Consider the following 21,177-nt stretch of genomic DNA (forward strand, 5'->3'; position numbering starts at 1 on the left):
CGAAGCATGAACCACGATGTGCAAGCGCACATCGGAGAATCTCGAGATTCTCAGGTGCGCAATGCGCACCATAGTTCGCGCTAATGCGCGCCGCAAAATGACGGCCACTGAAGATGTCCGACAAACCCTATCGCCCCAACGTGGGAATCGCGCTGTTCAACACCTCGGGCCAGGTGCTGATCGGCCGCCGCTTTCGTGACGACGGACCGGAAATCATTCTCCCCGGGTTAGAATGGCAGATGCCGCAGGGCGGCATCGACGCCGACGAGAACCCGAGCGATGCCGTCATGCGCGAACTCTGGGAGGAGACTGGGGCCGTCAGCGCCGAATACCTCGGCGAAACCGACTGGATGACTTACGAATTTCCACCCTATGACGGCGCGCCCACGCATCGCCTCGCGAAATTCCGTGGCCAGCGGCAGAAATGGTTCGCGCTGCGCTTCACCGGCCGCGACGACGAGATCGACCCGCTGACGCCGCGCAACGGCCAGCCGGCAGAATTCGATTCCTGGCGCTGGGAACGGCTCGACCGGGTCGCGGACCTCGTCGTGCCGTTCCGGCGCGACGTGTACCGGATGGTGGCGCAGCAGTTCGCGGAATTCGCCCGGTAGCAACCTGCGTACGCCGCCGCGTCCGGCAGCCCTGGATACAACTCCCGCCGCTGAACTACTTCGAGGGGGCGCGAGACTTACCCACTTGACAGCGCTGCCGCTGCAGCCGAGTTGACTTTGGAATAGATAGCAATGCTTGGTGTCTCCTCTCACATGAACGACGTGATCGTGACCAAGCGCCGCCGGAGTTGGGAATGGCGCGTGCAGGACCAAAATGGCAGGGTGATCATGAGCGGACGAGAACGCACCCGTCCGGCCGCCAGGTACCAGGGTTATCGGAACCTGTTCATGCTGTTGTCGGTCGGCCAGAGGCCGGGTGATCCGCAAGCTCTGTGCTCAGGCCGGAACCGCGAACCAGCAATTGCTCGCGTTCGTTCTGATCGGAACGTTCAAGCAGCGCCCTCCGCGCCGACCGGACGGCCATCGGACGGCTTCAACCCCGATTGAGCCTTCGGCAATCCGTCGCAGTCGGCGAAAGATTTTTGGCTACCCTCTTGAAACTTTTCGCCGTTTTTCTAATTCGATTTCTGCCGCGGACAGCGGCGCCGGATGCCAGCCTGGGTCCGGCGAGTTGAGCGGGCGCCGGACGGTGTCCGACGCTCCTTCGTATCCATCTTGCTCTTAGGAGGACTTGGCTATGAGGACCTTTGACTTCTCGCCCCTGTGGCGTTCCACGATCGGTTTCGATCATCTGGCCGATCTGCTCGACAGCAATTTGCGGCAGTCCGTCGACGACAATTATCCACCCTACAATGTCGAACGCTGCGGCGAAGACGCCTACCGGATTTCGCTCGCCGTTGCCGGTTTTGGTATGGACGATATTGCCGTCACCGCAGAACGCGACACGCTGATCATCGAGGGCAAGAAGCCCGACGCCGAGCAACGCGAATACCTGTATCATGGCATCGCGGCCCGGCCGTTCCGGCGGGTATTCAATCTTGCCGACTATGTGCAGGTCAGGCAGGCCTCGTTCAAGGACGGGCTCTTGATCGTCGATCTCGTTCGCGAAGTGCCTGACGCGATGAAGCCGCGGCGCATTCCGATCGGCAACGCCGACACTTCCCGCCAGATCGAGCAGAAGGCGGCTTAAGGCCGCTTCGGCAATACGGGCTCGGCGCGCGGATGAGCGACCGCGCGCGAGCCTGCGCAAGCAACAACAGCAATCTCTGTAAGGAGGATACTATGGCTTTTCGTGATCTGATCCCCTGGTCGAGAAATCAGGAGCTTTCGTCCACGCGCGACAGCTTCGACCCCTTCTTCACCCTGCACCGGGAAATGAACCGGCTGTTCGACGATGTTTTCCGCGGCTTCGCGACGCCTGCCCGTTTCGGCAGTCCGCTGATGGAAGGCCGCTTCGGATGGCCGAGCATCGAACTCAGCGAAACCGACAAGGAGCTGAAAGTTTCGGCTGAACTGCCCGGGCTGACGGAAAAAGACGTCCAGGTCGAGATCGCCAACGGCGTCCTGACGCTGCGCGGCGAGAAGAAATCCGAGCGGACCGACAATGGCGGCAAATACTTCACCGAGCGCCATTACGGCGCGTTCGAGCGGCAAATCCCGCTTGACGGCGTCGTCGAAGACAAGGCCGAAGCCAAATTCCATGATGGCGTCTTGACGATCACGCTGCCGAAATCCGAACAGGCTCGTTCGGCCGTCAAGCGCATCCCGATCGTCAATCAGTGACGGGAATGGCGGCGGCGCAGTGCGCCGCATGAAAGACTGATGCCAAAAAAGCTCAGCGCCCGTCACAGTGTGACGAGCGCTGGCGTCATCGGGGACATTCATTACGCCCCGGAGCTGTGCCCCGGGGCTTAGTGCATAGCGGTAGCGTTGAGCTCGATCTGGATGCTCTTGAAGTGGTCCAGCCGCTCGATGGCGTGATCGAGTTCAGAACCTTCCTTCTCGGCGAGCTTGGCTTCCATCTCAGCGATGGTCTCGGCGAACTGCGCGCGATCGACCTCGGCCATCGAGGTGGCGACGTCGGCCAGCACGGTCAGTCCGCTTTCCGACATTTCGGCAAGGCCGCCGAGCACGATGATCTTCTGATGCGCCCCACCTGCCGTGACCGTCAAGATACCCGGGCGGATCGCCGCCACGACCGGCGCGTGGCCGGCCAGCACGCCGAAATCGCCTTCCACGCCGGGAACGTCAACCTGGTCGACCTCGCCGGAGAAGGCGAGCTTTTCGGGGGAGACGAGATCGAAATGAAAGGTAGCCATGGAGAACCTGCGAATAGCGAATGGCGAATAGCGAATGGTGCAGGAAGTAGCGCTTAACTATTCGCTACTTCCTATTCGTCACTCGCCTCTTAAGCTGCCTCGGCAGCCAGCCTCTTGCCCTTCTCGACGGCTTCCTCAATGGTGCCGACCATGTAGAAGGCCGCTTCCGGCAGATGGTCGTACTTGCCTTCGCAGAGACCGCGGAAGCCCTTGATGGTGTCGGCGAGGTCGACGAACTTGCCGGGCGAGCCGGTGAAGACTTCGGCGACGTGGAACGGCTGCGACAGGAAGCGCTCGATCTTGCGGGCGCGGGCCACCGCGATCTTGTCCTCTTCGGACAGTTCGTCCATGCCGAGAATGGCGATAATGTCCTGCAGCGACTTGTACTTCTGCAGCACCTGCTGAACCATGCGCGCGGTCTGATAGTGCTCCTCGCCGACGACGAGCGGGGAGAGCATGCGCGAGGTGGAGTCGAGCGGGTCCACCGCCGGGTAGATGCCCTTTTCCGAAATCGCGCGGCTCAGCACCGTGGTCGCGTCCAAGTGGGCGAACGAGGTGGCGGGCGCCGGGTCGGTCAAGTCGTCGGCCGGCACGTAAATCGCCTGCACCGAAGTGATCGAGCCCTTGTGCGTGGTGGTGATGCGCTCCTGCAGCGCGCCCATGTCGGTGGCGAGCGTCGGCTGATAGCCCACCGCCGACGGGATGCGGCCGAGCAGCGCCGACACTTCCGAGCCGGCCTGCGTGAAGCGGAAGATGTTGTCGACGAAGAACAGCACGTCCTGACCCTGGTCGCGGAAGTGCTCGGCAACCGTCAGACCCGTGAGGCCGACGCGGGCGCGGGCGCCGGGCGGTTCGTTCATCTGGCCGAACACCAGCGCGCATTTGGACTTCACGCTCGGATCGGGATTGCGCGGATCGGCGTTGACCTTGGACTCGATGAACTCGTGATAGAGGTCGTTGCCTTCGCGGGTACGCTCGCCGACGCCGGCGAACACCGAGTAACCGCCATGCGCCTTGGCGACGTTGTTGATCAATTCCTGAATCAGCACCGTCTTGCCGACGCCGGCGCCGCCGAACAGGCCGATCTTGCCGCCCTTGGCGTAGGGTGCGAGCAGGTCGACGACCTTGATGCCGGTGACGAGAATTTCGGCTTCGGTGGACTGGTCGGTGTAGGTCGGCGCCTCCTGATGGATGGCGCGCTTGCCTTCGGCCTTGATCGGACCGGCTTCGTCGATCGGTTCGCCGATGACGTTCATGATGCGCCCGAGTGTGCCGTCACCGACCGGAATTGCGATGGGCTCGCCGGTATCGGTCACTTCCTGACCGCGCACCAGACCTTCGGTAGCGTCCATCGCAATCGTGCGCACGGTGGACTCACCGAGGTGTTGCGCGACTTCCAGCACCAGGCGGTTGCCCCCGTTCTTGGTCTCCAGCGAATTGAGAATGGCCGGCAGATGACCTTCGAACTGCACGTCGACAACGGCGCCCATGACTTGGGTGACGCGACCGATCTGGTTAGCTGCTGTGGCCATGAATTGCTCTCCTTCGAAATTCTGTACTTGAACGACCGTCGTTTGGTTCGTGCGCTAGACCGCCTCGGCGCCGGAGATGATCTCGATCAGCTCCTTGGTGATCTGGGCTTGACGGGTTCGGTTGTAGACCAGGGTTTGCTTGCGGATCATTTCGCCGGCGTTGCGGGTGGCGTTGTCCATCGCGCTCATCTGCGCGCCGTAGAAAGAGGCGTTGTTTTCCAGGAGCGCGCGGAAGATCTGCACCGCGAGATTGCGCGGCAACAGCCGCGCCAGAATCTCGTCTTCTTCCGGCTCGTATTCGTAAGCGGGCGACGGGCGCGCATTGGCGGCTGGCTCTTCGACCACCAGCGGAATGACCTGCTGGGCGGTCGGGATCTGCGCGATGACCGACTTGAAGCGCGAATAGAACAGCGTGCAGACGTCAAACTCTCCGGCGTCGAACCGTGTCAGGATCTTCTTGGCGATATCCTCGGCGTTGACGAAGCCGAGCTGGCGAACCCCGCGCAGATCGACATGCTCGATGATCTGCTTCTCGAAGGTGCGGCGGAGCTGGTCGTAGCCTTTGCGGCCGACGCAGAAAATCTTGACGTCCTTGCCCTGGTTGATCAGGGAGAGCGCGCGCTCGCGGACCAGACGCACGATCGCCGAATTGAACGCACCACACAGACCGCGTTCGCCCGTGCAGACGAGCAGGAGATGCACCTGATCCCTGCCAGTGCCGGCGAGCAGCGCCGGAGCGCCGGGCGAGGCGGCGGCAGCAGCGGCGATGTTGGAAATCACCGCGTCCATTTTCTCGGCATAGGGCCGGGCCGCTTCGGCGGCGGTCTGCGCGCGGCGCAGCTTCGAGGCCGCAACCATCTGCATCGCCTTGGTGATCTTCTGCGTCGCCTTGGTCGAGGCGATGCGGACCCGCATGTCTTTAAGTGAAGCCATTCTCAGTTCACCCCGGCGATCCGGTGTAAGGCACCCGACCGCAAGCCACTCTTTCGTCGGGCCCGGCTATCAGCCGGGCCGCAACGGCAAATCGTCAAGAAAACGTCTTGGCGTAGCCTTCGACCACGGTCTTCAGCTTGCCAGCGAGATCGTCGGAGAGATCGCGGCTGTCGCGGATGCCGTCGAGGATCTCGACGTTCTTGCCGCGCAGCAGCGACAAGAGGCCGTCCTCGAAGGCACGCACCTTGTTGAGCGGAAGCGGGTCGAGATAGCCGTTGGTGCCGGCCCAGATCACGCAGACCTGCTCTTCCATCTTCAGCGGCGAGAACTGCGGCTGCTTCAGGAGTTCGGTCAGGCGCGAGCCGCGGTTCAGGAGGCGCTGGGTCGAAGCGTCGAGGTCGGAGCCGAACTGCGCGAAGGCCGCCATTTCGCGGTACTGCGCCAGCTCACCCTTGATCTTGCCGGCGACCTTCTTCATCGCCTTGGTCTGCGCCGAAGAGCCCACGCGCGACACCGACAGACCGACGTTCACCGCCGGGCGGATGCCCTGGAAGAACAGATCGGTTTCCAGGAAGATCTGACCGTCGGTAATCGAAATCACGTTGGTCGGGATGTAGGCCGACACGTCGTTGGCCTGGGTTTCGATGACCGGCAGCGCCGTCAGCGAGCCCGAGCCCTGGTCCTTGTTGAGCTTCGCTGCGCGCTCGAGCAGGCGGGAGTGCAGGTAGAACACGTCGCCCGGATAGGCTTCGCGGCCCGGCGGGCGGCGCAGCAAGAGCGACATCTGGCGGTAGGCGACGGCCTGCTTGGACAAGTCGTCATAGATGATGACGGCGTGCATGCCGTTGTCGCGGAAGTACTCGCCCATGGTGCAACCGGTGAACGGCGCGATGTACTGCATCGGCGCCGGGTCGGATGCGGTGGCGGCGACAACGATCGAATATTCCAGCGCGCCCTGCTCTTCCAGCACCTTGACGAACTGGGCAACGGTCGAGCGCTTCTGACCGATCGCGACGTAGACGCAATACAGCTTGATGTTCTCGTCCGGCTGCGCGTTGAGCGGCTTCTGGTTCAGGATGGTGTCGAGCGCGATTGCCGTCTTGCCGGTCTGACGGTCGCCGATGATCAGCTCGCGCTGGCCGCGGCCGACCGGGATCAGCGCGTCGATCGCCTTGAGGCCGGTCGCCATCGGTTCGCTCACCGATTTGCGCGGAATGATGCCGGGCGCCTTGACGTCGACGCGCATGCGCTTGTCGGCCTGGATCGGGCCCTTGCCGTCGATCGGGTTGCCGAGCGCGTCGACGACGCGGCCGAGCAGACCCTTGCCGACCGGCGTGTCGACGATGGCGCGGGTACGCTTGACGGTCTGACCTTCCTTGATCTCGCGGTCGGCGCCGAAGATCACGATACCGACGTTGTCGGTTTCGAGGTTCAGCGCCATGCCACGGGTACCGTTCTCGAACTCGACCATTTCACCGGCCTGGACGTTGTCCAGACCATAGACGCGGGCGATACCGTCACCGACGGACAGCACCTGTCCGACTTCGGTGACCTCAGCCTCCTGGCCGAAATTCTTGATCTGGTCCTTGAGGATCGCGGAAATTTCCGCGGCGCGGATGTCCATCAGCCTGCCTCTTTCATCGCGTGCTTGATCGAATTGAGTTTGGTGCGAAGCGAACTATCCACCATGCGGCTGCCGAGCTTGACCACAAGGCCGCCAATGATGGAGGGATCGACTTTCACGTTGAGCGCGACGTCCTTGCCCGTCACCGATTTCAGTGCGGTCTTCAGCGCGTCGAGATTCTTGTCACTGAGCTGTTCGGCGACGGTGACGTCGGCAGTCGCTTCGCCCTTGAACTTCGCCACCAGCGCGCGGAAGGCGCGGATCACATCGGCCACTGCGAACAGTCGGCGGTTGGCGGTCAACACCTTAAGGAATTTGGCGGAAATGCCGGTAATTCCGGCCTTGTCGAGCAGGGCATTGAGCGCCTTTGCCTGCGCATCTGCCGAGAAGACCGGACTGCGGACGAGGCGCTTGAGATCGGCGCTTTCGTTCAGCATGGCCTCGAATCTATCGAGGTCGGCCCTTACCGCGTCGATGGATTTCTCCTCGCGCGCCAACTCGAACAAGGCCGTAGCATAACGGCCGGACACTCCCGAAACGGACGGATCTTCAGCAGCCACAGAGACGCTCTTTTCAGATGTCAAACTCGCAAGGGAAAAACCGTCGCCACGGGTAGCGGCGCCTAGCGATCCAAGCCCTTGGAATTCAAGCGGGACTTCGATTTTCGACCGGCACGAGAGGTGCCGGGATCGTTAAAATCGCGGCTTTGCTAACATAGCGAGCGCGCAGGTGCAACATGACCGCGCGTTCAGGCGGTGCCTTGTCGCACGTCAATCTTCACACCCGGTCGAAGACGGTTGATGAGGGGTCAGCACGCCGGAATTTTGACCGCGACAGTGCAGGCGATCTGGCGCGCAGTCCTCGGCCGGTCAATTTGTTCCGCCTGTATTTGCATGGCCGCTATGACCGATAGCATTCGGAACGAACCGCCGCGATCCTCTCCATTTGCCTTTTACTTGCCTAAATCTTTCCATGCCTGAGGATGACTGTATTCGCAGAAGATAGACAGTATTGCATTGGTTAAAAGTTCGTTAACGCGCAAGATTACGGAATATCGTTTGATTAGTTGATCTCGGTAACAAGATATGTCAGCCCGAGACATTCCCGATTTACTGCCCAATTCATGCCTCATTGCCTTATCAAACGGCCCTCACGAAACTGGGACGGGGGTTCCATTTGTCACGTATGTGGCAATACTATCTGAGGGACTAGTTTAATGTTGCATACCAATAAAGTGGTGCCGGGAGCTCTAACCCGGTCGCGCACGGCGCTCGCCTTGGTCGCCGCAACTCTCCTGGTCGGCGGCACCGTTTCGGAGGCCTCCGCGAAATCCAGGCATCATCGCCACCATTCCCACCACGCTCACAAGGCCAAGAGCAGCAATTGGCTGGACGCCAATGCCTCGATCGGCCCCCAGAGCACCGGGCGCGGCTTCTCGGGAAAGGCCTCCTTTTACGGCAATGAATCCGGCAGCAAGACCGCCTCCGGACAGCGATTCAATCAGAACGCCATGACCGCCGCCCACCGCTCGCTGCCGTTCGGCACCAAGCTCCGGGTGACCCACCGCGGTCAGAGCGTGATCGTCACGATCAACGACCGTGGCCCCTTCATCAAGGGACGCGTGCTCGACCTCTCCAAGGGCGCTGCCAGGGCCATCGGCCTGACCGGCGCCGGCGTCGGCCACGTCACCGCCGAGGTCATCTAAAGCGCGCGAATCGCGCGCCGTCTTCCGGTCCATCTGATCGCGTAAGCGTTGCGTTGCGTAACCGCCTGCGGAACTTTCCGCGGCAACAAAGGCCTGCCGTCGCAAATGACGGCAGGCTTTTTTTGTTTACCCTCCCCTGGAGGGTGAAAGTACGGCTCACAAAAAGCTCTGCGGATCGACGTCGACCTCGAGCTTGAGGTTGCCCTTGGTCTTCGGACCGGCGGCGAGCCATTCGCGCAGGTACTCCGACAGATCGACATTGCGCAGCGACTTCACCAGGATCCTAAACCGATAGCGGCCCTTGATCACCGCAAGCGGCGCTTCAGCAGGGCCCAGCACCTGGATGCGCTCGTCGATCGGCGCCACGGCGGCAAGGCGCCGCGCAAAGCTTTCCGCGGTCGGCCGGTCGCCGGCGGAAATGATCAGGCTGGCGAGCCGGCCGAACGGCGGATAGCCGGTGCGCTCGCGGGAATCGATTTCGCTGGCATAGAAAGCCTCGCGATCGTTGGCGACCAATGCTTTCATGACGGGATGTTCCGGCTGGTGAGTCTGCAAATAGCCGACGCCGCGGCCCTGATCGCGCCCCGCTCGCCCGATCACCTGGTTGAGCAGTTGGAACGTGCGCTCGGCGGCGCGCGGATCGCCATTACCGAGCCCGAGATCGGCATCGACCACCCCGACCAGATTGAGCCGCGGGAAATTATGTCCCTTCGCCACCAGTTGCGTACCGATGATGATGTCGACGCGGCCTTCCGCGATTTCGTTCAGCTCGCTGCGCAGGGTCTCGATCGAGGTGATCAGATCGCTCGACAGCACCATGGTGCGCGCTTCCGGAAACAGCACAGCCGCCTCCTCCTGCAGGCGCTCGACGCCGGGGCCGACTGCGACGAGGGATTCCTCGGCCTGGCAATGCGGGCAGATATTCGGCCGCGGCATCGAGAAGCCGCAATGGTGGCAGACCAGCCGCTGGCGAAACCGATGATCGACCAGCCAGGCATCGCAGATCGTGCAGGCGAAGCGATGGCCGCAGGCCCGGCACAACGTCAGCGGCGCGTAACCACGGCGGTTGAGGAACAACAGCGCCTGTTCGCGCTTCTCGATCGCAAACCGGATTTGCTGGGCGAGCGGCGGCGAGATGAAGCGGCCGCGTGGCGGCGGAGCGCGGCGTAAATCGATCGCCTCGATATGGGGCATGTGTTGCCCGCCGAAACGCGACGGCAGCGCGACGCGCTGATAGCGTCCCTTGCGCGCATTGACCTCGCTCTCGACCGATGGCGTCGCGGACGCCAGCACGATCGGAATTTTGGCGATATGCGCGCGCACCACCGCCATGTCGCGGGCGTGGTAATGCGCGCCGTCATCCTGCTTGTAGGCCTGGTCGTGCTCTTCATCGACGATGATCAGGCCAAGATCCGCATAGGGCAGAAACAATGCCGAGCGCGCGCCGACCACGACCGGCGCTTCACCGGCCGATATCGCGGCCCAATTGCGCTGCCGCGTGCGCGGCGTCAGTTCGGAGTGCCATTCAAGCGGTCGCACGCCGAAGCGCTGGGCGAAGCGGTCGAGGAATTGTCCGGTCAGCGCGATCTCGGGCATCAGGATCAGCGTCTGCTTGCCGCGCCGGACGGCTTCCGCAATCGCCTCGAAATAGACTTCCGTCTTGCCCGATCCGGTGACACCGTCGAGCAGCGCGACGTGGAATGTGCCGTTGGCGGCAAGCGTACGCATCATGTCCACCGCCGCGCGCTGCTGGTAGGAAAACTCCGGCTGCGCAAAGGACGGATCGGGCGCCGGCGGCGCCAATGGCGGCGGCATTGCCTCGACGGCGAGCGTGCCCTCATCGACCAGGCCATCGATCACGCCTGAACTGACGCCGGCCTCGCGCGCCGCATCCGACTTGCCGTGCAACAGGCCGTCCGACAGCACCTCGATCACCCGACGCCGTGCCGGCGTCAGGCGCTGCGGCGCTGGGCCTATCAGCCGCACGCCGAGGCGCATCCGTTCGGGCCCGAGATTTTCGCCCATCCGCAAGGCCATGCGCAGCACCATGCCGCGCGCGGACAGCGTGTAGTTGGCGACCCAATCGACGAGGCTGCGCAATTCCTCTTTGAGCGGCGGCACGTCAAGCTTTTCGCCGACGTCCTTCAGGCGGTTGTGAAGACGCGGATCGGGATTGGCGTTCTCCGCCCACACCACCGCCACCACCTCGCGCGGCCCGAGCGGCACGCAGACGACGTCGCCCGCCTTCAGCTCCATGCCGCGCGGCACGCGGTAGGAATAATTTTGATTAAGCGCCACCGGCACCAGCACGTCGACGACGCGGGTCGACGAGGTCGAGGAGCTGGTTTGGCGGGTGGTGTGGTCCATCAGGGGGAATCAGGCTCGAGGTATCCGGAGCGAAGCTAGCGCCGCCCCGGCGAGTTAGCGAACGGTAAACGAAAGAGGTGCGATATAATGCATTGAATCACCGTCTCCAAGGCAAGCTCTCGAAGGCAAGGACGATGGCCAGGGAAGTTCCGGCACTGCAAGCGGTCGAGCTCGAATGCGCCGACGAGGGTCTCGCGCGGGAGATGACGCGCTGGCTGACGCATCTGCGCGCCGAACGGCGGCTGTCGCCAAAGACGCTCGAAGCCTACGCCCGAGACCTCCGCCAATGCCTCACCTTCCTGGCCGAGCATTGGGGGGCCCAAGTCACGCTGAAGCGGTTTGCGGCGCTCGAGGCGACCGACGTCAGGGCCTTCATGGCGATGCGTCGCGCCGACGACATCGGCGGACGCTCGCTGATGCGGGCCTTGGCGGGCTTGCGTTCGTTCGGGCGCTTTCTGGAACGGGAAGGCAAAGGCAAGGTCGGAGCCCTCTCCGCCATCCGCGCGCCGAAAATTGCAAAAAGCCTGCCGAAGCCGATCCAGATGGCGGCGGCCAAGCGCTTTGCCGATGCCGATGAGCGCGCCGGCGAAGAACGCGATCCCTGGATACTCGCGCGCGACGCCGCCGTGATGGCGCTGCTCTACGGATCAGGCCTGCGCATCGCGGAGGCGTTGGGACTGAAACGCCGCGACGTGCCCAAGCCCGGCGAAGGCGATGTCATCATCGTCACCGGCAAGGGCAACAAGACCCGCATGGTGCCGGTGCTGCAGAACGTGCTGGCGCTTATCGCCAATTACGTTGCGATGTGCCCGCATTCATTGCCGCCGGCCGGCCCGATCTTCGTCGGCGCGCGCGGCGGGCCGCTTTCCCCGCGAATCATTCAACTCACCATGGAACGATTACGCGGCGCGCTGGGGTTACCCGACAGCGCCACCCCGCACGCGCTGCGGCATTCCTTTGCCACCCATCTGCTCAGCCGCGGCGGCGATCTGCGCGCGATCCAGGAACTGCTCGGCCACGCCTCGCTCTCCACCACGCAGATCTACACCGGGATCGATAGCGAGCGGCTGCTGGAAGTCTATCGCAGCACTCATCCGCGCGGCTGAATCTCAGCGTTCGGCGACATACTCCCGTCACATCGGTGGCTTCCTTAGCTGGCCTCTTGCGCTCGCGATGCGGTTCCGGCAATCGTGCGCGCGCCAACTACAGGAGGGGAATAAATGGGCGCACATGAAAGCATGGAGCATGCGGAGCACGCCGAGCATGCTTCAGGCTCGAACAAGAAGATCGCGTTGCTGATCGCCGTGATCGCATTGTTCCTGGCGTTCTCGGAAACGCTGGGCAAGGGCGCCCAGACCGAGGCGATCAGCAAGAATGTTGAGGCTTCGAACCTCTGGGCATTCTTCCAGGCAAAGAGCATTCGCCGCACCGTGGTGCAGGCCACCGCCGAACACGCCAAGCTCAGCATGGGAACCGTCGGCGACGATGCTGCAAAGGCGGCGCTTCAGAAGCAGATCGACGACTGGAACAAGACCGCACAGCGTTATCGCTCGGAGCCGGAAACCGGCGAAGGTTCGGAGGAGCTGGCAAAACGCGCCAAGCACGCCGAGCACCAGCGCGACGAGGCGACCGCAAAATATCACCACTACGAAATCGCTTCAGCCGCCTTCCAGATCGGCATCGTGCTGGCGTCCGCCACCATCATCACCGGCATGATCGTGCTGGCCTGGGTGTCAGGCATACTGGCGATCGCCGGCATCGGCATCACCGCGCTCGGCCTCTACGCGCCGCATCTGCTGCATCTGCATTGAGCAGCATCTGTCGAATTGCTTCCGCAGTCATGCCCCGCGAAGGCGGGGCATCCAGTACGCCGCGGCTTCTCGGTTCAAGCGCTGACGTCTCTGGGATACTGGATCGCCCGCCTTCGCGGGCAATGACAGTGATGCCCTACCGCGCTTCGTGCACGCTCCTGCGGAAGCGCGCGATCGTGCGCAGCATGCGCGACGACCAGCTATCGCCGTCGCCGCGCAGGATTTCCCGGATGCGCTGCTTGATTGGATAGACCAGGGCGGCCGCCCTGGCGCGCATCGCCATGACGAATTCATAGACCTTCTTGAACCACGCCATCTGCAACAGCTTCGCGCGCGTGACGTCGAAGATGAATGCAGTGACGCCGACGCCGAGCAATTTGCCGAACACGATCACAACCGCCGCGCTGAACCAGTATTGGTGCGCCAACAGCCAGAGCCCGGCCAGCTTGAGCGGAAACAGCGGAATCACCGGCACGGCGAACACGATCAGGGTCATCGCCGGCGACAGCGCATCGACGCGATTGGACAGCCATTGCTTGAAGGCGCGAAGCGGGATCAGCGCAACGACGCGCTCGACGATCGGCTCGAGATGATCCCACAGCCAGGCTTCGACCAGGAAAATGACCGCAAGCAGGACCCAGAACGGTTGAAGTAAGCGGCGCATCATCGATGTGGTCTGTGCCCGCTTCTGCCGGGTTCAATCACATGTGGATTGCCCGCTTGCCGACTGCAAGCGCGGCTTCCTTGATGGCCTCGGAGCGGGTGGGATGCGCATGACAAGTCCGCGCCAGATCCTCGGCAGAACCGCCGAACTCCATGAGAACGGCCGCTTCCTGGATCATTTCGCCGGCTTCGCGGCCGACGATGTGTACACCGAGGACGCGGTCGGTCTTCGCATCTGCGAGAACCTTCACGAAACCGTCAGTGGTCTGGTTGACCTTGGAGCGGCCGTTGGCGGTGAACGGGAATTTGCCTGAGGTGTAGGCAACGCCAGCCTGCTTCAGCTCTTCCTCGGTCTTGCCGACCGACGACACTTCCGGCGTGGTATACACCACGCCCGGGATAACATCGTAGTTCACGTGGCCCGCCTGCCCTGCAATGATCTCGGCGCAGGCGACGCCTTCATCCTCGGCCTTGTGCGCGAGCATCGGACCCGCCACGACGTCGCCGATCGCATAGACGCCCTTCACGCTGGTGGCGAAATGCGCGTCGATCTGCACGCGGCCGCGGTTGTCGAGCGCAATGCCGGCTTCCTTGAGCCCGAGACCTTCGGTGTAGGGCACGCGGCCGATGCAGACCAGCACCACGTCGGTCTCGATCGTCTCTGCCGTGCCGCCAGCCGCCGGCTCCACCGTCGCCTTCAACGTCTTGCCGGAAGCGTCCACGGCCGTCACTTTGGCGCCGAGCTTGAATACAAAGCCCTGCTTTTCGAGGATGCGCTGGAATTGCTTTGCAACTTCCCCATCCATGCCGGGCAGGATGCGGTCGAGAAACTCGACGACCATGACCTCAGCACCAAGCCGTTTCCAGACCGAGCCGAGCTCGAGCCCGATCACGCCGGCGCCGATGATCAGAAGCTTCTCCGGCACCTTGTCGAGCGATAGCGCGCCGGTCGACGACACGATGCGCTTCTCGTCGATCTCGATGCCCTTCAGCCGCGCGATGTCGGAGCCCGTCGCAATGACGATGTTCTTGGTGTCGACCGTCTGCGACTTACCGTTACCGCTGACCTCGACCTTGCCGGCGCCGAGAATCTTGCCGGCGCCGTAGAGGACGTCGATCTTGTTCTTCTTCATCAGGAATTCGACGCCCTTGACGTTGCCGTCGATCCCCTGCTGCTTGAAATTCATCATCGCGGGCAGATCGAGCTTCGGCGCGGAAACGCTGACGCCCATCTTGGCAAAGGAGTGCGCGGCCTCCTCGAACATTTCGGACGCGTGCAGCAGCGCCTTCGACGGCATGCAGCCGACGTTGAGACAGGTGCCGCCCAGCGTCGCGTTCTTCTCGACTACGGCCACCTTCATGCCAAGTTGCGCCGCGCGCACCGCGCAGACATATCCGCCCGGGCCGGTGCCGATGACGACGAGATCGTAGGAAGCCATGGTGAAGTCCTGTAGCTGAGAAAGGTGTCAGTTATTACCGCCCGCCCGACACATCAAGGATGGCACTGGTGACGTAGGACGCCTCGTCCGAGATCAGCCAGACGATGGCGTTGGCGATTTCTTCCGCGGTGCCGACGCGCTTCATCGGTACCATATGCGCGAGCCGGTGCGCGCGATCGGGCTCGCCGCCCGAGGCATGAATCTCGGTATCGATCAGCCCGGGCCGGATCGCGGCGACGCGAATGCCCTCGCCGGCGACCTCGTGGCCGAGGCCGACGGTGAAGGAATCCACCGCGCCCTTGGACGCCGCATAATCGACATAGGTGTTGGGCGAGCCGAGTTTCGCCGCAACCGAGGAAAGATTGACGATGACGCCGCCCTCGCCGCCCTTACGGGTCGACATCCGTTTCACCGCTTCGCGCGCACATAAAATGCTGCCGGTCACATTGACCGCCATCATGCGCTGAATGCGCTCGGCCGACATGTCTTCGACCCGCGCCGAGGGCCCGACAATGCCGGCATTATTGACCAGCGCCCCTAACGTGCCGAATTCGTCGGCAGCGGCGAACAGCGCGAGAATTTCCTTCTCGCTGCCGACATCGCATTTCACGGCAATCGCCTTGCCGTTCTTGCGCTCGATCAGCGAGACGACTTCCTTTGCCGCCGCCTCGTTGCTGGCGTAGCCGACAACGACCCGAAAGCCGCGCGCGGCGGCCGCTAGCGCAGTAGCGCGGCCGATGCCGCGGCTGCCGCCGGTGATTACAACAACCTTGTCCGTCACATCAGGCCTCTACAAATCAATGCGCATGGATCCACGGCGCGCGACGCAGGCTTTGAGCGCCGACGCCGGCAAGCGCGATGTATCAGAGATCCAGCACCAACCGCGCCGGGTCTTCCAGGCTCTCCTTGACGCGCACCAGGAACGTCACGGCTTCCTTGCCGTCGATCACGCGGTGATCGTAGGACAGCGCCAGATACATCATCGGGCGTACCTCGATCTTGCCGCCGACCACCATCGGCCGCTCCTGGATTTTGTGCATACCTAAAATGCCGGACTGCGGCGCGTTGAGGATCGGCGTCGACATCAGTGAACCATAGATGCCGCCATTGGTGATGGTGAAGGTGCCGCCCTGCATCTCGTCGATCTTGAGCTGGCCGTCGCGCGCGCGCCGGCCGAAATCGGCGATCGATTTTTCGATGTCGGAGATCGACTTGTGGTCGCAGTCGCGCACCACGGGCACGACCAGTCCCTTGTCGGTGCCGACGGCGACGCCGATGTGGTAGTAGTTCTTGTAGATCAGGTCCGAGCCATCGATCTCGGCGTTGACGGCCGGGATATCCTTCAGTGCCTGCACCACCGCCTTGGTGAAGAAGCCCATGAAGCCGAGCTTGCTGCCGTGCTTCTTCTCGAACACGTCCTTGTACTGCGCGCGCATCGCCATGATGTGGCTCATGTCGACCTCGTTGAAGGTCGTCAGCATCGCCGCCGTGTTCTGCACGTCCTTGAGCCGCCGCGCGATGGTCTGGCGCAGCCGCGTCATCTTCACGCGCTCTTCGCGCGCGGCGTCATCGGCCGGCGACGGCGCGCGGACCTGCACGGAAGCGGCCGGCTGATTGACCGGGGTCGGCGCCGACGCCGCCTTCTCGATCGCAGCCAGCATGTCGCCCTTGGTGACGCGGCCGTCCTTGCCCGAGCCGGGCACGGTCGCGGCATCGATGCCGCTCTCGGCGGAGAGTTTTCGTACTGACGGCGCCAGCGGGGCGTCTGACGGTGCCGCCTTAGGGGCCGCGGCAGGCGCTGCAGCCGGAGCGGCGGCCTTGGCGGGCGCGGCCGCGGCTGGCTTCGCGCCACCGGTTGCGCCATCATTGATCTGCCCGAGCAGCGCGCCGACGGCGACGGTCTCGCCATCCTTGGCGGCGATCTCGCCGAGCACGCCGGCGGATGGCGCCGGCACTTCGATGGTGACCTTGTCGGTCTCGAGCTCGACCAACGGCTCATCCACCGCCACCGCGTCACCGGCCTTCTTGAACCAGCGGCCGATGGTGGCTTCCGTCACGGACTCGCCGAGCGTCGGAACACGAATTTCAGTCATGGTATGTTTCCTCGGTATCCTTAAGCGTCATCAATTCCAAAGTGTCATCGCCCGCCTTGTGCGCAGTTGCGCACTGGGGCGGGCGATCCAGTACGCCGGGATGGCCGTGATCGAAATCTAACTGCACGGCGTACCGGGTGCCCCGCCTTCGCGGGGCACGACAAGCGGCAAAACGTTAGTTCAGCGCCTCATCCAGCATCGCCTTGAGCTGTGCCAGATGCTTCGACATCAGACCGGTGGCGGTTGCCGCCGACGCCGCGCGGCCTGCATAACGCGGACGCCGGTTCGGCGCGTGGATCTGGTTCAGCACCCATTCCAGATAGGGCTCGATGAAGTGCCATGCCCCCATGTTGCGCGGCTCTTCCTGGCACCAGACCACTTCGGCGTTCTTGAAGCGTGCGAGTTCGTGCACCAGCGCCTTCAGCGGCACCGGGTAGAGCTGCTCGACACGCAGCAGGTAGATGTCGTCGATGTCGCGCTTCTCGCGCTCCTCGTAGAGATCGTAATAGACCTTGCCCGAGCACAGCACGACGCGGCGGATCTTGTCGTCCGGCGCCAGCTTGATCTTCTCGTCCGGCAGCATCTGCGCGTCATCGTACAGAATGCGGTGGAACGTCGTGTCCTTGCCGAGCTCGTCGAGCTGCGAGATCGCGCGCTTGTGCCGCAACAGCGACTTCGGCGTCATCATGATCAAGGGCTTGCGGATTTCGCGATGCAACTGGCGCCGCAGCACGTGGAAGTAATTCGCCGGCGTGGTCGGATACACCACCTGCATGTTGTCTTCGGCGCACATCTGCAGGTAACGCTCGAGACGCGCCGAGGAGTGTTCCGGCCCCTGCCCTTCATAGCCGTGCGGCAGGAGGCAGACGAGGCCGGACATGCGCAGCCATTTGCGTTCGCCCGACGAGATGAATTGGTCGAACACCACCTGGGCGCCGTTGGCGAAGTCGCCGAACTGCGCTTCCCACATCGCCAGCGCGTTGGGCTCGGCCAGCGAATAGCCGTACTCGAAGCCGAGCACCGCCTCTTCCGACAACAGCGAGTTGATCACCTCGTAATGGCCCTGTTCGTGACCGAGGTGGTTGAACGGCGTGTAGCGGCTTTCGTCTTCCTGGTCGATCAGCACGGAATGGCGCTGCGAGAAGGTGCCGCGCTCGGAGTCCTGTCCCGACAGACGGACGTGGTGGCCTTCCTGCAGCAGCGTGCAGATCGCCAGCGCCTCGCCGGTCGCCCAGTCGATGCCGACACCGTTATCGATCGCTTTCGCACGGTTTTCCAGGTAACGCTGGATGGTGCGGTGAACCCGGAAGCCATCCGGCACCTTGGTGATCTTGCGTCCGATATCCTTGAGGATACTGACATCCACGCCGGTGACGCCGCGACGCGCATCCTCTTCCTGGTCGGCGACCTTGAAGCCGGCCCATTTGCCGTCGAGCCAATCCGCCTTGTTGGGCTTGTAGCCAGCACCGGCTTCGAGCTCGGCGTCGAGCCGCGCGCGCCAGTCGGCCTTGGCCTTGTCGACCTCGCCTTCGGTCAGCACGCCGTCGGCGACCAGCCGCTTGGCGTAGAGCGCGAGCGTCGACGGATGCGAGGCGATGCGCTTGTACATCACCGGCTGGGTGAACCCCGGCTCGTCGCCCTCATTATGGCCATGCCGGCGATAGCAGAACATGTCGATCACGACCGGCTTGTGGAATTTCTGCCGGAACTCGATCGCGACCTTGGCGGCGAACACCACCGCTTCCGGATCGTCGCCGTTCACGTGGAAGATCGGCGCGTCGATCATCTTCGCCACATCGGACGGATAGGGCGAGGAACGCGAGTAGCGCGGATAGGTGGTGAAACCGATCTGGTTGTTGACGATGAAGTGCAGCGAGCCGCCGGTGCGGTAGCCCTTCAGGTCCGACAGGCCGAAGCATTCCGCCACGACGCCCTGTCCCGCGAACGCTGCGTCGCCATGCAAGAGGAGCGGCAGCACCGAGATGCGCATATCAGGCGGATCGCCGTGCTGGTCCTGCTTGGCGCGGACCTTGCCGAGCACGACCGGATCGACGATTTCCAGATGCGAGGGGTTCGCGGTCAGCGACAGATGGATCTTGTTGCCGTCGAACTCGCGGTCGGACGAAGCGCCGAGGTGATACTTGACGTCACCGGAGCCTTCGACGTCCTCGGGGTTGGCGGACCCGCCCTTGAATTCATGAAACAGCGCACGGTGCGACTTGCCCATCACCTGGGTCAGCACGTTGAGGCGGCCGCGATGCGGCATGCCGAGCACGATTTCCTTCACGCCGAGATTGCCGCCGCGCTTGATGATCTGCTCCAGCGCCGGGATCAACGATTCGGCGCCGTCGAGACCGAAGCGCTTGGTGCCGGTGAATTTGAGATCGCAGAATTTCTCGAAACCTTCGGCTTCGATCAGCTTGTTCAGGATCGCGCGGCGTCCTTCGCGCGTAAAACTGATTTCCTTGTCCGGCCCTTCGATGCGCTCCTGGATCCAGGCCTTCTGCGCCGCGTTCGAGATGTGCATGAACTCGACGCCAAGCGTCTGGCAATAGGTGCGCTCGCAGATCGCGACGATCTCGCGCAGCGTGCCGTATTCGAGGCCGAGCACGTGGTCGAGGAAGATCTTGCGGTCGAAATCGGCCTCGGTGAAGCCATAGGTCCGCGGATCGAGCTCCTCGCGATCGCGCGGCGCCTCGATGCCGAGCGGATCGAGCTTGGCGTGGAAATGACCGCGCATGCGGTAGGCGCGGATCAGCATCAGGGCGCGAACCGAATCGCGCGTCGCCTGGTTGACGTCGGCGGGGGATAGTTCGGCGCCCTTGGCCTGAGCTTTGGCGGCCAGCTTGGCGCCAACGGCCTTCTCGACAGTGACCCAGTTACCGTCCAGCGCCGAGGTTAATTCGTCCTGCGGCGTGATCGGCCAGTTGTCGCGGCCCCAGGACGGGCCATCGGCGTTTTTCTGGACGTCGGCCGGGGTATCTTTCAGGCTCTTGAAGAACTCCTGCCAGTCGCTGTCGACTGAGCCGGGGTTCTGTTCGTAGCGGGAGTAGAGCTCGTCGATATAGGTGGCGTTGGTGCCCTGCAAAAACGAGGAGAGGGCAAATGCTGCGTTCGCGTCCTGGCGAGACATGATGGCGTCCTGGTGAGTTTTCGCTTTGCGCGTGGAAAACGGCGCTGTAGCCGGTCCGGGAGGCCCGAACCAGCTCGGTAAAGAGCTTTACCCTATTTAGGCGCGATATTCGCGCCTAAAAGAACCAAGGACTGAATTAAGATTTCAATTTTTCGGCAAGGGTATGTCCGAGCCGTGCCGGGGACGGAGACACTGTAATTCCGGCCGCTTCCATGGCCGCCGTCTTGGATCCGGCGTCGCCCTTGCCGCCGGAGATGATGGCGCCGGCATGACCCATGCGTCGGCCGGGAGGGGCGGTGACGCCGGCGATGAAACCGACCATCGGCTTCTTCCGGCCGCGCTTGGCCTCGTCCTTGATGAACTGGGCGGCGTCCTCCTCGGCGGAGCCGCCGATTTCACCGATCATGATGATCGAGGTGGTTTTCTCGTCCTTGAGGAACATCTCCAGCACGTCGATGAATTCGGTGCCCTTGACCGGGTCGCCGCCGATGCCGACCGCGGTGGTCTGGCCGAGGCCCTCCTGGGTGGTCTGGAACACGGCTTCATAAGTCAACGTGCCGGAGCGGGAAACGATCCCGACGCTGCCCGGCTTGAAGATATTGGCCGGCATGATGCCGATCTTGCACTCGCCCGCCGTCATCACGCCCGGGCAGTTCGGTCCGATCAGGCGCGATTTCGATCCCGACAAGGAGCGCTTCACGCGCACCATGTCGAGCACCGGAATGCCCTCGGTGATGCAGACGATCAGCGGAATTTCCGCATCGATCGCTTCACAGATCGCATCCGCCGCGCCCGGCGGCGGAACGTAGATCACGGAAGCATCCGCGCCGGTCTTCTCGCGCGCCTCGCGAACGGTGTCGAAGACGGGCAGGCCGAGGTGCTTCGAGCCGCCCTTGCCCGGCGAGGTGCCGCCGACCATCTTGGTGCCGTAAGCGATCGCGGCTTCCGAATGGAACGTGCCGTTCTTGCCCGTAAAACCCTGGCAGATGACTTTGGTATTCTTGTCGATCAGAACGGACATGACTGCGAACGCTTTCTTCGGTGACC

General features: G+C 63.1%; 19 protein-coding genes. 7 read left to right on the forward strand and 12 right to left on the reverse strand.

Annotated elements, in window-relative coordinates; genetic code table 11:
- Positions 1-113: 113 nt before the first annotated feature.
- From LMTR13_RS37570 to LMTR13_RS37580, 4 genes are all read left to right on the forward strand, one after another.
- Positions 114-611, forward strand: coding sequence for an RNA pyrophosphohydrolase (locus LMTR13_RS37570; protein ID WP_065732128.1), 498 nt, complete (start codon positions 114-116; stop codon positions 609-611).
- Between the two features lie 153 nt (positions 612-764).
- A complete protein-coding gene (locus LMTR13_RS40130; protein ID WP_083219388.1) occupies positions 765-1,058 on the forward strand; it encodes a hypothetical protein in 294 nt (97 codons plus the stop codon).
- Positions 1,059-1,248: 190 nt separating this feature from the next.
- The gene (locus LMTR13_RS37575) at positions 1,249-1,701 is read left to right on the forward strand and encodes an Hsp20 family protein (RefSeq protein ID WP_065732129.1); all 453 of its coding nucleotides are present in this window, start codon (positions 1,249-1,251) and stop codon (positions 1,699-1,701) included.
- 92 nt (positions 1,702-1,793) lie between these two features.
- Positions 1,794-2,294 (forward strand): Hsp20/alpha crystallin family protein, encoded by a 501-nt coding sequence (locus LMTR13_RS37580; protein ID WP_065732130.1) that lies wholly within the window; start codon positions 1,794-1,796, stop codon positions 2,292-2,294.
- A 128-nt stretch (positions 2,295-2,422) separates the two neighbouring features.
- Here the strand turns inward: LMTR13_RS37580 and LMTR13_RS37585 are convergent, their stop codons facing one another.
- The 5 genes from LMTR13_RS37585 to LMTR13_RS37605 form a co-directional block, all read right to left on the reverse strand.
- A complete protein-coding gene (locus LMTR13_RS37585) occupies positions 2,423-2,830 on the reverse strand; it encodes a F0F1 ATP synthase subunit epsilon (protein WP_065732131.1) in 408 nt (135 codons plus the stop codon).
- An 89-nt stretch (positions 2,831-2,919) separates the two neighbouring features.
- On the reverse strand, positions 2,920-4,362 hold the full coding sequence (gene atpD / locus LMTR13_RS37590) for a F0F1 ATP synthase subunit beta (protein ID WP_065732132.1): 1,443 nt from the start codon (positions 4,360-4,362) through the stop codon (positions 2,920-2,922).
- Positions 4,363-4,416: 54 nt separating this feature from the next.
- Complete coding sequence (locus LMTR13_RS37595; protein WP_065732133.1) at positions 4,417-5,295, reverse strand: F0F1 ATP synthase subunit gamma; 879 nt, start codon at positions 5,293-5,295, stop codon at positions 4,417-4,419.
- A 94-nt stretch (positions 5,296-5,389) separates the two neighbouring features.
- Positions 5,390-6,919, reverse strand: coding sequence for a F0F1 ATP synthase subunit alpha (atpA, locus tag LMTR13_RS37600; protein WP_065732134.1), 1,530 nt, complete (start codon positions 6,917-6,919; stop codon positions 5,390-5,392).
- Entirely contained in the window at positions 6,919-7,479 is a 561-nt protein-coding gene (locus LMTR13_RS37605; protein WP_065732135.1) for a F0F1 ATP synthase subunit delta, read from the reverse strand. The genes atpA and LMTR13_RS37605 overlap by 1 nt, the downstream gene beginning before the upstream one ends.
- A 656-nt stretch (positions 7,480-8,135) precedes the next feature.
- Here LMTR13_RS37605 and LMTR13_RS37610 point away from each other — a divergent pair.
- A complete protein-coding gene (locus LMTR13_RS37610) occupies positions 8,136-8,624 on the forward strand; it encodes a septal ring lytic transglycosylase RlpA family protein (RefSeq protein ID WP_065732136.1) in 489 nt (162 codons plus the stop codon).
- Between the two features lie 156 nt (positions 8,625-8,780).
- On the opposite strand, the gene LMTR13_RS37615 is transcribed toward LMTR13_RS37610, so the two are convergent.
- Positions 8,781-10,991, reverse strand: a complete 2,211-nt coding sequence (locus LMTR13_RS37615; RefSeq protein ID WP_065732137.1) for a primosomal protein N' — start codon at positions 10,989-10,991, stop codon at positions 8,781-8,783.
- 134 nt (positions 10,992-11,125) lie between these two features.
- Between LMTR13_RS37615 and LMTR13_RS37620 the strand changes: the two genes are divergently transcribed.
- Both LMTR13_RS37620 and LMTR13_RS37625 read left to right on the forward strand, forming a co-directional pair.
- Complete coding sequence (locus tag LMTR13_RS37620) at positions 11,126-12,097, forward strand: tyrosine recombinase XerC (protein WP_065732138.1); 972 nt, start codon at positions 11,126-11,128, stop codon at positions 12,095-12,097.
- Positions 12,098-12,211: 114 nt separating this feature from the next.
- The gene (locus LMTR13_RS37625) at positions 12,212-12,802 is read left to right on the forward strand and encodes a DUF4337 domain-containing protein (protein ID WP_065732139.1); all 591 of its coding nucleotides are present in this window, start codon (positions 12,212-12,214) and stop codon (positions 12,800-12,802) included.
- A gap of 136 nt (positions 12,803-12,938) precedes the next feature.
- Here LMTR13_RS37625 and LMTR13_RS37630 read toward each other — a convergent pair whose 3' ends face one another.
- The 6 genes from LMTR13_RS37630 to sucD all read right to left on the reverse strand — a co-directional run bounded on the left by LMTR13_RS37630 (position 12,939) and on the right by sucD (position 21,151).
- Complete coding sequence (locus tag LMTR13_RS37630; RefSeq protein WP_065732140.1) at positions 12,939-13,469, reverse strand: hypothetical protein; 531 nt, start codon at positions 13,467-13,469, stop codon at positions 12,939-12,941.
- A 34-nt stretch (positions 13,470-13,503) separates the two neighbouring features.
- Entirely contained in the window at positions 13,504-14,904 is a 1,401-nt protein-coding gene (lpdA, locus tag LMTR13_RS37635) for a dihydrolipoyl dehydrogenase (RefSeq protein WP_065732141.1), read from the reverse strand.
- Positions 14,905-14,938: 34 nt separating this feature from the next.
- A complete protein-coding gene (locus tag LMTR13_RS37640) occupies positions 14,939-15,685 on the reverse strand; it encodes an SDR family oxidoreductase (RefSeq protein WP_065732142.1) in 747 nt (248 codons plus the stop codon).
- Between the two features lie 82 nt (positions 15,686-15,767).
- Positions 15,768-16,997, reverse strand: a complete 1,230-nt coding sequence (gene odhB, locus LMTR13_RS37645) for a 2-oxoglutarate dehydrogenase complex dihydrolipoyllysine-residue succinyltransferase (RefSeq protein ID WP_065732143.1) — start codon at positions 16,995-16,997, stop codon at positions 15,768-15,770.
- A gap of 175 nt (positions 16,998-17,172) precedes the next feature.
- Positions 17,173-20,130, reverse strand: coding sequence for a 2-oxoglutarate dehydrogenase E1 component (locus tag LMTR13_RS37650; RefSeq protein ID WP_065732144.1), 2,958 nt, complete (start codon positions 20,128-20,130; stop codon positions 17,173-17,175).
- Between the two features lie 136 nt (positions 20,131-20,266).
- Positions 20,267-21,151, reverse strand: a complete 885-nt coding sequence (gene sucD, locus LMTR13_RS37655; protein ID WP_065732145.1) for a succinate--CoA ligase subunit alpha — start codon at positions 21,149-21,151, stop codon at positions 20,267-20,269.
- Positions 21,152-21,177 lie beyond the last annotated feature (26 nt).

Source organism: Bradyrhizobium icense (assembly GCF_001693385.1).
Lineage (GTDB): Bacteria > Pseudomonadota > Alphaproteobacteria > Rhizobiales > Xanthobacteraceae > Bradyrhizobium > Bradyrhizobium icense.

What these genes read in the sequence shown, in the direction of transcription:
- LMTR13_RS37570 (WP_065732128.1), top strand. Translation starts at nt 114, where the DNA reads ATGTCCGACAAACCCTATCGCCCCAACGTGGGAATCGCGCTGTTCAAC.
- LMTR13_RS40130 (WP_083219388.1), top strand. Translation starts at nt 765, where the DNA reads ATGAACGACGTGATCGTGACCAAGCGCCGCCGGAGTTGGGAATGGCGC.
- LMTR13_RS37575 (WP_065732129.1), top strand. Translation starts at nt 1,249, where the DNA reads ATGAGGACCTTTGACTTCTCGCCCCTGTGGCGTTCCACGATCGGTTTC.
- LMTR13_RS37580 (WP_065732130.1), top strand. Translation starts at nt 1,794, where the DNA reads ATGGCTTTTCGTGATCTGATCCCCTGGTCGAGAAATCAGGAGCTTTCG.
- LMTR13_RS37585 (WP_065732131.1), bottom strand. Translation starts at nt 2,830, where the DNA reads ATGGCTACCTTTCATTTCGATCTCGTCTCCCCCGAAAAGCTCGCCTTC.
- atpD (WP_065732132.1), bottom strand. Translation starts at nt 4,362, where the DNA reads ATGGCCACAGCAGCTAACCAGATCGGTCGCGTCACCCAAGTCATGGGC.
- LMTR13_RS37595 (WP_065732133.1), bottom strand. Translation starts at nt 5,295, where the DNA reads ATGGCTTCACTTAAAGACATGCGGGTCCGCATCGCCTCGACCAAGGCG.
- atpA (WP_065732134.1), bottom strand. Translation starts at nt 6,919, where the DNA reads ATGGACATCCGCGCCGCGGAAATTTCCGCGATCCTCAAGGACCAGATC.
- LMTR13_RS37610 (WP_065732136.1), top strand. Translation starts at nt 8,136, where the DNA reads ATGTTGCATACCAATAAAGTGGTGCCGGGAGCTCTAACCCGGTCGCGC.
- LMTR13_RS37615 (WP_065732137.1), bottom strand. Translation starts at nt 10,991, where the DNA reads ATGGACCACACCACCCGCCAAACCAGCTCCTCGACCTCGTCGACCCGC.
- LMTR13_RS37620 (WP_065732138.1), top strand. Translation starts at nt 11,126, where the DNA reads ATGGCCAGGGAAGTTCCGGCACTGCAAGCGGTCGAGCTCGAATGCGCC.
- LMTR13_RS37625 (WP_065732139.1), top strand. Translation starts at nt 12,212, where the DNA reads ATGGGCGCACATGAAAGCATGGAGCATGCGGAGCACGCCGAGCATGCT.
- LMTR13_RS37630 (WP_065732140.1), bottom strand. Translation starts at nt 13,469, where the DNA reads ATGATGCGCCGCTTACTTCAACCGTTCTGGGTCCTGCTTGCGGTCATT.
- lpdA (WP_065732141.1), bottom strand. Translation starts at nt 14,904, where the DNA reads ATGGCTTCCTACGATCTCGTCGTCATCGGCACCGGCCCGGGCGGATAT.
- odhB (WP_065732143.1), bottom strand. Translation starts at nt 16,997, where the DNA reads ATGACTGAAATTCGTGTTCCGACGCTCGGCGAGTCCGTGACGGAAGCC.
- LMTR13_RS37650 (WP_065732144.1), bottom strand. Translation starts at nt 20,130, where the DNA reads ATGTCTCGCCAGGACGCGAACGCAGCATTTGCCCTCTCCTCGTTTTTG.
- sucD (WP_065732145.1), bottom strand. Translation starts at nt 21,151, where the DNA reads ATGTCCGTTCTGATCGACAAGAATACCAAAGTCATCTGCCAGGGTTTT.